Source organism: Burkholderia mayonis (assembly GCF_001523745.2).
GTDB lineage: Bacteria > Pseudomonadota > Gammaproteobacteria > Burkholderiales > Burkholderiaceae > Burkholderia > Burkholderia mayonis.
Genome location: NZ_CP013387.1, coordinates 2679579 through 2694417, shown reverse-complemented (window position 1 = coordinate 2694417; position 14839 = coordinate 2679579). Strand labels below are relative to the sequence as shown.

11 protein-coding genes are annotated in these 14839 nt (G+C 66.9%); all 11 read left to right on the top strand.

Annotation, left to right across the window (positions count from 1 at the left end):
* Nucleotides 1-2: 2 nt before the first annotated feature.
* The 11 genes from WS70_RS31030 to WS70_RS30980 all read left to right on the top strand — a co-directional run bounded on the left by WS70_RS31030 (nt 3) and on the right by WS70_RS30980 (nt 14832).
* Nucleotides 3-425 (top strand): ExbD/TolR family protein, encoded by a 423-nt coding sequence (locus WS70_RS31030; protein ID WP_059472285.1) that lies wholly within the window; start codon nt 3-5, stop codon nt 423-425.
* A 9-nt stretch (nt 426-434) separates the two neighbouring features.
* Nucleotides 435-860: an ExbD/TolR family protein gene (locus WS70_RS31025; protein WP_059597731.1), complete on the top strand. Its 426-nt coding sequence runs from the start codon at nt 435-437 to the stop codon at nt 858-860.
* Nucleotides 861-876: 16 nt separating this feature from the next.
* Nucleotides 877-2076, top strand: coding sequence for a tetratricopeptide repeat protein (locus tag WS70_RS31020; RefSeq protein WP_059597732.1), 1200 nt, complete (start codon nt 877-879; stop codon nt 2074-2076).
* Between the two features lie 340 nt (nt 2077-2416).
* Entirely contained in the window at nt 2417-2992 is a 576-nt protein-coding gene (locus tag WS70_RS31015) for a helix-turn-helix domain-containing protein (protein WP_059472312.1), read from the top strand.
* Nucleotides 2993-3306: 314 nt separating this feature from the next.
* A complete protein-coding gene (locus WS70_RS31010) occupies nt 3307-6132 on the top strand; it encodes a TonB-dependent receptor (RefSeq protein WP_059472282.1) in 2826 nt (941 codons plus the stop codon).
* 237 nt (nt 6133-6369) lie between these two features.
* Nucleotides 6370-8280 carry an extracellular solute-binding protein gene (locus tag WS70_RS31005; protein ID WP_059597733.1) on the top strand — a complete coding sequence of 637 codons (1911 nt, stop codon included), beginning with the start codon at nt 6370-6372 and terminating at the stop codon, nt 8278-8280.
* A 12-nt stretch (nt 8281-8292) separates the two neighbouring features.
* Entirely contained in the window at nt 8293-9345 is a 1053-nt protein-coding gene (locus WS70_RS31000) for a microcin C ABC transporter permease YejB (RefSeq protein ID WP_059597734.1), read from the top strand.
* Nucleotides 9299-10414 (top strand): ABC transporter permease, encoded by a 1116-nt coding sequence (locus tag WS70_RS30995; protein ID WP_059472279.1) that lies wholly within the window; start codon nt 9299-9301, stop codon nt 10412-10414. Before WS70_RS31000 ends, WS70_RS30995 begins: the two co-directional genes overlap by 47 nt.
* Nucleotides 10411-12045: an ABC transporter ATP-binding protein gene (locus WS70_RS30990; RefSeq protein ID WP_059472278.1), complete on the top strand. Its 1635-nt coding sequence runs from the start codon at nt 10411-10413 to the stop codon at nt 12043-12045. Before WS70_RS30995 ends, WS70_RS30990 begins: the two co-directional genes overlap by 4 nt.
* Complete coding sequence (locus WS70_RS30985; protein WP_059597735.1) at nt 12038-13471, top strand: TldD/PmbA family protein; 1434 nt, start codon at nt 12038-12040, stop codon at nt 13469-13471. Before WS70_RS30990 ends, WS70_RS30985 begins: the two co-directional genes overlap by 8 nt.
* Nucleotides 13471-14832, top strand: coding sequence for a metallopeptidase TldD-related protein (locus tag WS70_RS30980; protein ID WP_059597736.1), 1362 nt, complete (start codon nt 13471-13473; stop codon nt 14830-14832). Before WS70_RS30985 ends, WS70_RS30980 begins: the two co-directional genes overlap by 1 nt.
* The last annotated feature ends 7 nt before the right edge of the window (nt 14833-14839 follow it).

The window sequence follows — 14839 nt, the reverse complement described above, 5'->3', positions numbered from 1 at the left end:
CCATGGCCATGAGCGTCGGGCAGGACGATAACGACGAGGTGATCTCCAACATCAACACGACGCCGCTCGTCGACGTGATGCTGGTGCTGCTGATCATCTTCCTGATCACGATTCCGGTCGTCACGCACACGATCCAGCTGCAGTTGCCGAAGGAAACGATCCAGCCGCTGCAGACGACGCCGAAAAGCGTCGAAATCGCGGTCAATCGCGACGGTGATGTTTTCTGGAACGAGACCCTCGTCGATGCGTCGACGCTGCTCTCGAAGCTGAAGACGGTATCGACGATGAATCCGCAACCGGACGTGCACGTGCGCGGCGACCAGAACACGCGCTACGAGTTCATCGGCCGCGTGATCACCGCATGCGAGCGGGCCGGCATCGCGAAGGTCTCGTTCATTACGGAACCGCCCGCGCGCGGCGGCTAGGAGGCGACAATGGGAATGAACGTATCTTCAGGCGGCGGCGAGCCGGACGTGATGGTCGACATCAACACGACGCCGCTCATCGACGTGATGCTGGTGCTGCTGATCATGTTGATCATCACGATCCCGATCCAGATGCATTCGATCAAGATGAACCTGCCGATCGGCAACCCGCCGCCGCCCGCGACGCCGCCCGAGATCGTGCAGATCGACATCGATTTCGACGGCACGACGACATGGAATGGCGCGCCCGTGCCGAACCGCGCGGCGCTCGAAGCGAAGCTCGCGCAGGTCGCGGCCGAGCCGGTGCAGGCGGAAATCCATCTGCGGCCGAACAAGCTCGCGCCGTACAAGGACGTCGCCGCGGTGCTCGCGTCCGCGCAGCGCATCGGCGCGACGAAGATCGGGTTGATCGGCAACGAGCAGTACATGCAATAACGAAGCGAGCGATCCCATGATGCAACGATGGTTGAAGTGCGCCGTATTGGCGGCTGCGCTCGGAGGCTGCTGCGCGCTCGCAGTGCCGTCCGGCGTCGCGTTCGCCGCCGAAGCGCTGCGCCCGGACGTCGCGCGACCGCTCGGCGCCGCGCAGGATCTGTATCGCGCGCACAAGTATCGCGACGCGCTCGGCAAAATCGCGCAGGCTGCGGCGGTGCCGAACAAGACGCCGTACGAGACCTACATGGTCGAAGAGATGCGTGGCGCGGCGGCGATGGCGGCGGGCGATACCGGCGCGGCGATCCAGGCGTACGAGGCGGTGCTGGGCTCCGGGCGATTGTCGAAGGACGACGAACAGCGTACGACCGCGGCGCTCGCCGGCGTCTATTTCCAGCAGCGGAACTATCCGCAGACGATCAGGATCGCGCAGCGCTATCTGAAGGCGGGCGGCGGCGATCCCGACATGCGCACGCTGCTGGTTCAGTCGTACTACCTGTCGAACGATTGCGCGGCGGTGGTGGGTCAGCTCAAGCCGGGCGTCGATGCGCAGGCGCGCGCCGGACATGCGCCTGACGAAGCGCAATTGCAGATGCTCGGCACGTGCGCGCAGAAGATGAAGGACGGCGCGACCTATCGGGCGTCGCTCGAGAAGCTCGTCGCGTATCACCCGAATCCCGCGTATTGGGACGAACTGTTCCGTTCGATCCGCGACAAGCCGGGCTATCTGTCGTCGCTCGATCTCGACATGTATCGGCTTCGGCGCGTGACGGGGGCGCTGAACGGCGCCGACGCGTACATGGAGATGACGCAGCTCGCGCTCGTTGCTGGTACCGCAGCGGAAGCGAAGCAAGTGATCGACCAGGGCTTCGCATCCGGCGCGCTTGGCCGCGACGCGGGCGCGGATCGCGAGAAGCGGCTGCAGGCGCTTGCGGCGAAGCGCGCGCAGTCGCCGGCCGACAACGCGAATCCCGTCGCGCCGATCGACGCCGGCATGAACCTCGTGTTCGCCGGCCAGACGAAGCAGGGCATTGCGGCGATGGAGGCGGCGCTCGCGAAGGGCGGTCTCGAGCATGTCGACGAGGCGCGGCTGCGGCTCGGCGAAGCGTATTACGTCGCGGGCGACAAGGCGCGCGCCGTGCAGACCTTCCGAGGCGTGCAGGGCGGCGATGGCTCGGCGGATCTCGCGCGTCTGTGGGCGCTCGTCGCGGCGAAGTAACGACACGGGATGCGGCGCGCGGCTCGGCGTGCGTCGCGGCCGGCCTTGGCGTCGGCGTGCGGCATTGTGCGGCCACTCGTGCGCGAAGCACGAAATACGGCGGTTATCGGCGAAACACGGGAAAGGAGAGGCTTTGCTGATCGGTGAAACGAACGGCGTCTTCTTGCGCCGCGCATCCGTGCCCGGGCCGTTCGCGGGTTGCTTGCGCGCGACGTCCGCGTTGTCCGCGCGGTCGGCGTCGCGCGTGCCGGCTCGCGGATCGGCGACGCGTGCGATGCGCTTGCAGCGGAGCAGGCTCCCTCATCACAAACGGTTCTTGATCGCGGGATTGTGTCTTGCCATGGTTTTGCCACTCGACAAATCGGCAGTAGTCGCAGCCTCGATCGGAAACAAGATTCGGGCGCTGCGTCAGCGACTCAAGCTCACGCTCGACGAGGCCGCGGCAGCGGCCGGCATATCGAAGCCGTTTCTGTCGCAGGTCGAGCGAGGACGCGCGACGCCGTCGATCACGTCGCTCGTCGGAATCGCGCGGGCGCTCGGCGTGACGATGCAGTACTTCGTCGATGCGCCGACTGAAGCGCGTTCGGTATGCCGCAGCGAAGCACTTCAGTACTTCAGCCTCGCGAATTCGACGAACGCGTTCGCGCGCCTGACGAACGTCGTCGACGGCCGGCAGCTGGACGCGATCCTTGTCCGGATGCCGGCGGCGCAGCCGCTGTCGGAAGTCACGACGCACGCGGGCGAGGAGTTTCTATATGTGGTGAGCGGCCGGGTCGAGCTGACGCTGGAGGACGTGACGTTCACGCTGGCGGCGGGCGACACCGCGCATTACGAATCGACGACGCCGCATGCGTGGCGCAACGGCGGCGACAGCGAGGCGCTGATCGTCTGGGTTGGGGTGCCTAGGTTGTTCTGAGCGGGCCGTGCGGGCGTGGCGATTTTCGAAGGTAAACGTAGGATTCCTGATGTCGTAGGGCAGTGATGGGCCGCGACAGCCGGAACGAGAAGAAATGAAGCAGCGGGACGTCGCTCCGTTGAAATTTCGTCAACCTAACAAATTGAAAAGAAGCAAAAAATCGTGATGGCGCACATGCGTCGATGGTTTGGCGGCGTCCGGCGGGCAGTCGGGCAGCAGCGGGGGCGGTACGCGAGTACCGCGAGTCGGGCGCGGAGTTCAAAAGATTGCCGCGCGCAACGGGTGGGGTCTTACTGACGAGTGAGAGGGGAAAAATGAAGCAAAGAGCATTGGCGTTGGCGATCAAGCGGATCGTCTGGGCCGAGTTGGCGTTGACGGCCACGCTGGCGGCGCCGGCGTTCGCACAGAACCAGCCGGCACCCGGCGCCGCCGCGGCGTCGGCGCAGAACTCGAGCATCGCGGTCGCGCAAGCGGATGCGGCGGCGAGCGCAGCGGGCGCCGTTTCGGCACCCGCCGCGGCTGCGCCCGCGCCCGCTTCCGGCGCAGCCGAGGCGACGGGCGCGGCATCCGCCGCGTCTGCCGCGCCCGTCGCAAAGAGCGGCGTCGCGCAGATCAAGCGCTTCGAAGTGACGGGCTCGCTGATCCGCAGCGCCGACAAGGTAGGCTTTCAGCAAGTTCAGACCGTCACCGCGAAGGACATCCAGGACAGCGGCTACACGAACGTCGCGGACTTCCTGCGCGGCGTGTCGGCGAACTCTGCGAGCAGCTGGAGCGAAGGCCAGACGAACGGTTTTGCCGCTGGCGGCGCGGGCATCGCGCTGCGCGGCCTGAGTGAGAAGTACTCGCTCGTGATGGTCGACGGCCAGCGCGTCGCGCCTTACGCGTTCGCGTCGAATGGCACCGATACGTTCTTCGACCTGAACACGCTGCCCCTCAACATCATCGACCGCATCGAGATCGTGAAGACGGGCGCCGTGTCGCAGTACGGCTCGGACGCGATCGCGGGCGTCGTCAACATCATCACGAAGCATAATTTCCAGGGGCTGCAACTCGACGGCAGCTACTCCGGCGCGACGCAAGGCGGCGACGGCACGACGAAATTCAGCATTCTCGGCGGCTTCGGCGATCTGAACTCGGACCGCTTCAACATCACGGCGGCCGCGAGCTACTACAAATCGAACGGCTTCACGATCGCCGATCGCGACACGACGAAGAATCAGGACTTCACGAACCAGGCGGGCGGGCTGTCGCTGCTCGCGCCGTCGTTCTGGCAGACCAACGGCGGCGCGACCGCACAGGCGCTCAGCAACTGCCCGTTCGGCGGCGCCGTGCGTCCCGCCGCGAGCAATTATCTGAGCGCAGGCGCCGGCATGGGCGGCACCGTGTGCAGCTTCAATTCGGCGGAGACGACGTCGGTCGCGCCATGGACCGAGCGCCTGAGCGCGAAGGTGCACGCGGACTTCAAGATCGACGACAAGACGACCGCGTTTGCCGATCTGTGGGAAAGCAACAATACGACGGTGCAGAACAACGGCGTGCTCACGGTGGGCAGCCCGACGTCCCCGAGCCTCGTTCTCAATCCGACGACCGGCAAGCTGAGCCAATTCAATTCGGTCGTGCCGGCGAGCAATCCGTACAACCCGTTCGGCGTCGATACGCCGCTTGCGTACACGTTCCCGGCGGCGGCGTCCGACCGGACGAGCTCGAACTTCTGGCGCGCCGCGACGGGCGTCAAGGGTTCGTTTGCGCTGCCGTATGGCGACTGGGACTGGTCGACCGCCTACACGCATTCGCAGAGCGTCGTGTCCAATACGTTCCATAACGTGCTGAACGCGTCCGTCGTCAACGACATCTATCAGAACGGCACGCTCAACTTCGCGAATCCGTCCGCGACGCCCAATGCGTTCAACGGCCTGTACATGACGACGAGCAACCTCGGCATATCGAAGCTCGACGCTCTCGACGCGACGCTGTCGACGCCGAACCTGTTCAAGCTGCCCACGGGCGACGTCGGCTTCGGCCTCGGCGCGCAGTTCCTGCACGAAAGCGAATTCATCGGCCAAGGCTCGGAAGCGCTGAGCGGGCAGGTGCTGAATCCGCTGACGCAATCGGTGAACGGCTCGCGCAACGTCGCGGCGGTTTACTATCAGTTCGACATCCCGATCATCAAGAACCTGACGTTCAGCCAATCGGGCCGCTACGACCATTACAGCGACTTCGGCGGCGCGTTCTCGCCCCGCTTCGCGCTGCGCTATCAGCCGATCAAGGAATTCACGATGTACGGTTCGTACAATCGCGGCTTCCGCGCGCCGACGTTCGTCGAGAACACGCCGTCGCAGAACATCGGCCTGCAAACTTACGGCAATACGCTCGTCAACACGCTGCAGACCGGCAACACCAGCCTGCAGCCCGAGCGCACGCGCAACATCAACATCGGCTTCCAGGCTTCGCCGACGCGCTACACGGACTTCGGCTTCGACTTCTACAAGATCTTCATCGACAACGTGATCGGTCAGGCGAGCCTGAACTCGGTGATCGCGGCGAACAATCCGTCGCAGGTCGTGCGCGATCCGGCGACGGGACAGATCACGTACGTCGTGCTGCCGTATCAGAATCTCGGCACGCTCGAGACCGACGGCTTCGAGATGACGTTCCGTCAGGGGCTGCCGACGAAGTACGGCACGTTCACGCTGTCGGCCGACTGGGCGTACGTGCATCACTTCAACATCGGCTTCCCCGGCGCGGCGACGGTCGATTCGGCGGGCAACAACTTCGCGATCACGCAGCCGTTCGGCGCGAGCATCCCGCGCTGGAAGGGCAATACGTCATTGAACTGGGCGTATCGCAAGTGGAACGCGACGCTGAGCTGGGAGTTCACGGGTCCGTACGCGCAGGCGCTCGGCGTTGCCGCGCCGACGCAGGCGGCGGACCACGTCGGGTCGTACAGCCAGTTCAACCTGTACGCGAGCTACACCGGCTTCAAGAACTGGACGCTGTATGGCGGGATCAACAACATCTTCGACCGTGCTCCTCCGTTCGATCCGGTCTGGCAGAACGCGCTCAACCAGAACGGCTATGACCAGTCGCTTTACATGTACTACGGCCGTGTGATTCAGGTCGGCGCGACGTACAAGTTCTGACGCCGTTTCGCATCGGCCATCGACATTCGACGGGCCGCTCCGCTTCCCTAACCATCCCTTTGGAGCGGCCTTTTTTTGCCTGATGCCGGGAGACGACGAAGCAGCATCGAAACAGCGACGAGACGGGACCGGATGTGCGGCGCAGGACGCGAGCCGTCCACGTCAATCCGCCACGTTCGAATTGACTCTGCATCGGCGTGACGCCGATATGATCGTACGCAGGTGACGATGAGACCAATGAAGTTGCGTTTGCCGTTCGCGGCGCGCTCCGCGAGGCGCGCATGGGCAGCCGTGCGGATCGCGGCCGTCGCGTGCGGAACATGCATCGTGTGCGCGATCGCGCCGTCGAGCGCGCGCGCCGCCACGGCGCTCGCACAATACGGTGAACCGAAGTATCCGCCGAGCTTCACGCATTTCGACTATGCGAACCCCGACGCGCCGAACGACGGCGTGCTGAATTTCGAGAACTACAACGAGGCGCAGAGCTACGACTCGCTGAATCCGTTCCTCGTGCGCGGCTTGCCCGCGCCGGATATCCAGAACCTGATGTTCGACACGCTGATGCAGCGGAGCTGGGACGAGCTCGCGTCCGAATATCCGTTGATCGCGGACGCCGTCGATGTCGCGCCGGACCGCAGCTCGGCGACGTTCCACATTGATCCGGCCGCGCGCTTCTCGAATGGCGATCCGATCACCGCGGCCGACGTCAAGTATTCGTTCGATATGCTGACGAGCCCGCAGGCGTCGCCGCTCGTCAACGCGCAGTTCGCGATCGTCAAGCGCGCGACGGTCGTCGATCGGCTGACGATCCGCTTCGACTTCAAGCGCTCCGAGCGCGCCGCGCCGCTGATCGCGGGCGATCTGCCGGTGTTCTCGCCGAAATGGGGCAGGCGGCCGGACGGCACGCGGCCGCCGTTCGACCAGATCGTGAGCGACCCGCCGATCGCGAGCGGCGCGTATCTGATCGAGCAGCGCAAGAACGACAAGCAGATCGTCTACGCGCGCAATCCGCATTACTGGGCGGTCGATCTGCCGACGCGGCGCGGGATGTTCCGGTTCGCGCGCGTGTCGTTCAAGCTGTATCTCGATCAATACACGATGCTCGAAGCGTTCAAGGCGGGCGACGTCGACGTGCGGATGGAATACAGCTCGACGCAGTGGGCGCGCCGTTACGTCGGCAAGAACTTCCGCAACGGCATGCTGAAGAAGGGCGAGTTCCCGGACGGCCCCGCGCAGATGCAGGGTTTTCTCATCAACATGCGCGAGCCGAAATTCCGGGACGTGCGCGTGCGCCACGCGCTGGCGCTCGCGTTCGATTACGACTGGATGAACCGGATGATGTTCTACGGTCAATACCGGCGCACGAACAGTTTCTGGGAGGCGAGCCCGTTCGGCGCGTCCGGCATGCCTAGCGAGAGGGAGCTCGCGCTGCTCGAGCCGCATCGTGCGGAGCTGCCGCCCGAAGTGTTCGGTCCGATGGTCAAGCAGCCGACGACGCTGCCGCCCGGCTCGTTGCGCGAGAACCTGAAACAGGCGCGCGACCTGCTCGCGCAGGCCGGCTGGCATTATCGCGACGGCGCGCTGCGCGACGCGGGCGGCGCGCCGATGACGATCGAGATCATGGACGACGAACCCGGCATGGATCGACTGATCCTGCCGTACATCCAGGCGCTCGGGATGCTGGGCATCCAGGCGCACATGCACGAGATCGACAGCGCGCTGTACCAGAAGCGCCTCGACAACTTCCAGTACGACATGACGACGCTCATCTATCCGCCCGTCACGATTCCCGGCGCGGAGCTCGTGCGCCGCTTCGGCAGCGCGGCGGCGTCGGAGGTCGGTTCGGAGAACTATCCGGGCGTGCGCTCGAAGGCAGTCGACGCGCTGATCCGCGCGGCGCTCGCGGCGGACACGCTCGACGATCTGCAAACGGCGACGCACGCGCTCGACCGCGTGCTGATCAACCTGTACATCCTCGTGCCGCAGTACTACCTGCCGAACGCGCGGATCGCCTACAAGACGACGTACGGGCATCCGTCCGTCATTCCGGCGTCCTATCAATATGAGGACTGGATCATCGACTACTGGTACCGGAAGAAGCCGGCGGCCGGCCCGGCGCCGGCGTCGAAGCCGGGCCCGGCCGCGTAGCGGGGAGCGACGATGCTTGCATACATTCTCAGACGATTGCTGCTGATGGTGCCGACGCTCGTCGGCGTCGTGACGATCACGTTCGTCGTCACGCAATTCGTGCCGGGCGGCCCGGTCGAGCAGGTGCTGACGCAACTGCGCCACGGCACCGCGCGCGGCGGCGAGGCGGGCGGCGGCGGGGGCGGGTATCACGGCAGCCAGGGCGTCGATCCGCAGCAGATCGAGCAGATCAAGAAGCAGTTCGGTTTCGACAAGCCGCCGCTCACGCGCTACGTGATGATGCTGAAGAGCTACGCGACGTTCAATCTCGGTCAGTCGTACTACGCGCATGCGAGCGTGTGGAGCGTGATCCGCTCGAAGCTGCCGGTGTCGATCACGCTCGGCTTGTGGACGGTGATCCTCACGTACCTGATCTCGGTGCCGCTCGGCATCGCGAAGGCGGTTCGCAACGGCTCGCGCTTCGACACCGTGACGAGCGTGCTCGTGCTCGCCGGCTATGCGATTCCCGGCTTCGTGCTGGGCGTGCTGCTGCTGATGCTGTTCGGCGGCGGCACGTTCTGGCAGGTGTTCCCGATGCGCGGCCTCACGTCGGACAACTTCGACGAGCTGTCCGCGCTCGGCAAGGTGCTCGATTATCTGTGGCACGTCGTGCTGCCCGTCACCGCGTCGGTCGTCGGCAACTTCGCGATCGTCACGATCCTGACGAAGAACACGTTCCTCGAAGAGATCGGCCGGCAATACGTGCTGACCGCGCGCGCGAAGGGCGCGCCGGAACGCGACGTGCTGTGGAAGCACGTGCTGCGCAACGCGGCGATTCCGCTCGTCACCGGCCTGCCCGCCGCGTTCGTCGGCGCGTTCCTGAACGGCAACCTGTTGATCGAGACGCTGTTCTCGCTCGACGGCATGGGGCAACTGTCGTACGACTCGGTGATCCGCCGCGACTATCCGGTCGTGCTCGGCTCGCTGTTCCTGTTCACGCTGATCGGTCTCGTGACCAAACTTTTCGCTGACGTCTGCTATGTCCTCGTCGACCCCCGCATCCAATTCCACCGCGTGGACCACTGATCCCGCGTGCGTCGCGTGCGCGGCGTCGCCGTCGCCGTGGCGGCGCACGTGGCTGCGCTTTCGCGGCCAGCGGCTCGGTTACTGGAGCCTCGTGATCTTCACCGTGCTGTTCGCGGTCAGCCTGTTCGCCGACGTGCTGTCCAACGACCGGCCGCTCGTCGTCCGCTACGAAGGGCGCTACTACTTCCCGATCGCGAAGGATTATCCGGAGACGCAATTCGGCGGCGATTTTCCGGCGAAGGCGAACTACCTCGATCCGTACATCCGTTCGAAGATCGAGTCGAACGGCAATTTCGCGATCTATCCGCCGAACCGCTACCGCTACGACACGATCGACTATTTCGCGTCGCGTCCGTATCCGGCGCCGCCGTCGGCGAGCAACTGGCTCGGCACCGATCAGTTCGGGCGCGACGTGCTTTCGCGGCTGCTGTACGGCTTCCGGCTGTCGGTGCTGATGGCGGTCGCGCTGACGGTGTCGGGCGTCGCGATCGGGGTGCTGACGGGCGCGCTGCAGGGCTTCTACGGCGGCCGCGCCGATCTGATCGGACAGCGGCTGATCGAGATCTGGAGCGCGCTGCCCGACCTGTATCTGCTGATCATCTTCGCGGCGATCTTCGAGCCGTCGCTGTGGCTGCTGTTCATCCTGCTGTCGATGTTCGGCTGGCTCGTGCTGTCCGACTACGTGCGCGCCGAGTTCCTGCGCAACCGCGCGCTCGACTACGTGAGGGCCGCGCGCACGATGGGGCTCACGAACGGGCAGATCATCTGGCGGCACGTGCTGCCGAACAGCCTGACGCCCGTCATCACGTTCCTGCCGTTCCGGATGAGCGCGGCGATCCTGTCGCTGACGAGCCTCGACTTCCTCGGGCTCGGCGTGCCGCCGCCGACGCCGAGCCTCGGCGAGCTGCTGCAGGAAGGCAAGAACAATCTCGACGCGTGGTGGATCTCGATGTCGGCGTTCGCGGCGCTCGTCGTTACGCTGCTGCTGCTGACGTTCATGGGCGACGCGCTGCGCAACGCGCTCGACACGCGCACGCGCGGCTCGGCGTTCGGCGGAGGTCCGCGATGACCCGGCCGCTGCTCGAAATCGACCGCTTCTCCGCGGCGTTCGGCGGCATGATCGCGGTGCACGAGCTCAGCCTGTCGATCGCGCGCGGCGAGCGCGTCGCGCTCGTCGGCGAATCCGGGTCGGGCAAGAGCGTCACCGCGCTGTCGATCCTGCGGCTCGTCCAGCACGCGACGCTGTCCGGCCGGATGCTGTTCGACGGCGAAGACCTGCTGGCGAAGACCGAGCAGCAGATGCGCGGCATCCGCGGCGCGGACATCGCGATGGTGTTCCAGGAGCCGATGACGGCGCTCAATCCGCTCTACACGATCGGCAAGCAGATCGCCGAGAGCCTGCGGCTGCACGAAGGATTGCGGCCGGGCGAGGCGCGGCTGCGCGGGATCGAGCTGCTGCGGCGCACCGGCATTCCGGAGCCCGAACGAAGGATCGACAGCTTTCCGCATCAACTGTCGGGCGGCCAGCGGCAGCGCGCGATGATCGCGATGGCGCTTGCGTGCCGGCCGCGCCTGTTGCTCGCCGACGAGCCGACGACCGCGCTCGACGTGACGGTGCGCGAGCAGATCGTCGATCTGCTGATCGAGCTGCAGGAGCAGGAGGCGGCCGAGCGCGGGATGGCGGTGCTGCTGATCACGCACGACCTGAATCTCGTGCGGCGCTTCGCGCAGCGCGTCGCGGTGATGGAGCACGGCGTGCTCGTCGAGACGGGCGACACCGGCGCGCTGTTCGCGGATCCGCAGCATCCGTACACGCAGCGCCTGCTCGACAGCGGGCCTCAGCGCGCGATCGAGGCGGTCGCGCCGTCCGCGCGGATGATCCTCGACGTCAAGTCGCTCGCGGTCGATTACCGGATCGCGCCGAAAGGCTGGCGCGCGCTGTTCGGCAAGACGACGTTTCGCGCGGTGCACGACGCGCAGTTCACGCTGCACCGCGGCGAGACGATCGGCATCGTCGGCGAATCGGGGTCGGGCAAGTCGACGCTCGCCTCCGCCGTGCTCGGGCTGCAGCGGCCGGCGGCGGGCGAGATCGACATCGACGGGCTGCCGCTCGATGCGTCGCGGTCGTCGCGCGGCCGTCGCGACCTGTACCGGCGGATGCAGGTCGTGTTCCAGGACCCGTTCGGCTCGCTGTCGCCGCGAATGACGATCGAGCAGATCGTCGGCGAGGGGCTCGTCGTGCACCGGCCGGAGATCGCCGGCGACGCGAAGCGCGCCCGCGTCGCGGGGCTCTTGCAGGAAGTCGGCTTGCCGGCCGAGGCGATGCTGCGCTATCCGCACGAATTTTCGGGTGGCCAGCGGCAGCGGATCGCGATCGCGCGCGCGCTCGCGGTCGAGCCCGAGCTGCTCGTGCTCGATGAGCCGACGAGCGCGCTCGACGTGTCGATCCAGAAGCAGGTGCTGAATCTGCTGACGAATCTGCAAAAAAAGTACAAACTCAGCTACTTGTTCATCACGCACGACCTGGCGGTGATGCGGGCGATGGCCCATCGGGTGATCGTGATGAAGGAAGGGCGCGTGGTCGAGGCGGGCGACACGCTGGACGTGCTGGACGCGCCGTCGCACCCGTACACGCAATCGCTGCTGGCGTCGTCTATGCTGACGCCAAGGCGCAGTCCGCGAGAGAGAGCAGATGATTGACGAACGCTGGGCGCAGGCCGCCCGACAGTTGCGCAGCGACGCCGGGTTCTGGTCGCTGCGCGTCGTCGACGAACGGATCGACGAACACGCAGTGCGCAACGACGTCGCGCAACCGCTCGCGAGCGTGCGCGATCGCGGCGCGATGCTGCTCGCGTGGTCCGGCGCGGGCGCCGGCTACGCGGCGACGGCCGATCTGTCGGCCGCCGGCCTGCAGGCGGCGCTCGATGCGGCCGCCGCGCGCGCGAAGGCGAGCGCTGCGCTGTCGCTGATCGACCATCGCGCGGTCGCGCGGCCGGACGCGAGCGGCAGCTACGTGTCGCCGCACGCGGACGACGCGCTGCCGTCCCGCGCCGAATGGATCGAGCGCCTCGCGCACGAATGCGCGGCGGCGGCCGTCGATGCGCGGATCGTCGAGCGCACCGCGGGCGTGATGCTCGTGCACACCGATCAACTCTACGTGACGAGCGACGGCGTGCGGATCGACCAGCGCTTTCGCCACGTGATGCCGCAGTTGAGCGTCGTCGCGCATGCGGACGGCGACACGCAGGTGCGCACGCTCGGCAACGCCGGCACGCTCGCGCAGGGCGGCCTCGACGTGCTCGCGCGCTACGGCTTCGACGGCGCGGGCGCGCGGGTCGCGGACGAGGCGCTGCAATTGCTCGCCGCGCCGAACTGCCCGTCCGGCCGCCGCGACCTGCTGCTGATGCCGGACCAGATGATGCTGCAGATCCACGAATCGATCGGCCATCCGCTCGAACTCGACCGGATTCTCGGCGACGAGCGCAACTTCGCCGGCTGGAGTTTCGTGAAGCCGGAGATGTTCGGCTCGTATCGATACGGCTCGCCGCTCTTGAACGTGACGTTCGATCCCACGCTGCACGGCGAGGCGGCGTCGTACGCGTTCGATGACGACGGCAGCGCCGCGCGCAAGCAGTACCTGATCCGCGACGGCGTGCTCGAGCGGCCGCTCGGCGGCGCGCTGTCGCAGGCGCGCGCGGGCTTGCCGGGCGTCGCGAATGCGCGCGCGTCGAGCTGGAACCGGCCGCCGATCGACCGGATGGCGAACCTGAACGTCGAGCCCGGCTCGCAGTCGTTCGGCGAGCTCGTCGCCGGCATCGAGCGCGGCATCCTGATGCGCACGAACACGTCGTGGTCGATCGACGATCATCGCAACAAGTTCCAGTTCGGCTGCGAGTTCGGCCAGCTGATCGAGAATGGCGAGCTGACGCAGGTCGTCAAGCGGCCGAACTATCGCGGCATCTCCGCGGGCTTCTGGCGCAGCCTGCGCGCGGTCGGCGACGCGAGCACGTTCGGCGTGTACGGCACGCCGTACTGCGGCAAGGGCGAGCCCGCGCAGATCATCCGAGTCGGCCACGCGTCTCCCGCTTGCGTGTTCGCGGACGTCGACGTGTTCGGAGGCGCGTGATGACCGACTTCATGAAGCCGTGGCGCGCCGCCCCGATCGATTGGCACGCGCATTTCGCGCGGCTCGCGGACGAAGCCGAGCGGCTCAAGCAGCCGGGCGAGACGGTGTTGCTGTGGTTCGCCGGCGAGACGTCCGATTTCATCCGTTTCAACGCGGGCAAGATCCGCCAGACCGGGCGCGTGCTGCAGGGCAAGCTCGGCGTGCGGCTCGTCGGCGGCGCGCGGCAGGCGTCCGTCACGCAGACCGTGTGCGGCGATCCGGCCACGGATCTGCCCGCGCTCGCGGCTGCGCTCGCGACGCTGCGCGACGGCCTGCGCGACGCGCCGGACGATCCGCATCTGTTGTTCGACACGTCGTCGTGGCGGCAGTCGACCCGCCGCACCGGCCGCCTGCCGGACCCGGACGCGCTCGCGCGACTCGTTGCGGACGCCGCGCGCGGGCTCGATTTCGTCGGCTTTTACGCGGGCGGCGCGCTCGTGCGCGGCTTCGCTTCGTCGACGGGCAGCCGCGGCTGGCACGAGGTCGAGAATTTCGACTTCAGCTGGTCGCTGTACGACCCGAGCGGCCGCGCGCTCAAGACCGTCTACGCGGGCGACGCCTGGAGCGACGCGGCGCTCGCGCACAAGATCGAAGCGGCCGCCGCGCGGCTGCCGGTGCTGCGCCGCACGCCGAAGGCGCTCGCGCCCGGCCGCTATCGCGCGTATCTCGCGCCCGCCGCGGTGCAGGAGATCGTGAGCCTGCTCGGCTGGGACGGTTTTTCCGCGCGCGCGAACGCGAGCGCGCGCAGCAGCCTGCATCGGCTGCACGCGGGCGAAGCGGCGCTCGATCCGCGCGTGACGATCGCCGAGGACTTTTCGCTCGGCGTCGCTCCGGCGTTCAACGCGGACGGCTATCGGCGCGACAGCGTGCCGCTCGTCGTCGATGGGCGCAGCGCCGGGCAGCTCGTCAGCGCGCGCACCGCCCGCGAGCACGGCCTGAATCCGAACGGCGCGACCGCATATGAAGTGCCGGAGACGCTGTCGATCGCGGGCGGCGCGCTTGCTGACGCCGACGTGCTCGCGGCGCTCGACACCGGCCTGTACGTCGGCAATCTCTGGTATCTGAATTTCTCGGACAAGATGAATTGCCGGATGACCGGCATGACGCGCTTCGCGACGTTCTGGGTCGAAGGCGGCAGGATCGTCGCGCCCGTCGACGCGATGCGCTTCGACGACAGCCTGTACCGGCTGTTCGGCGACGAGCTCGAGCAGCTCGGCGCGGAGCCGGAACTGCTGCTGAACGATCAGTCGTGGGGCGAGCGCGCGACGGGCGGCGCGAGGCTGCCGGGCCTGCTCGCGCGGTCGTTCGAGTTGACGCTGTAACGTGAGC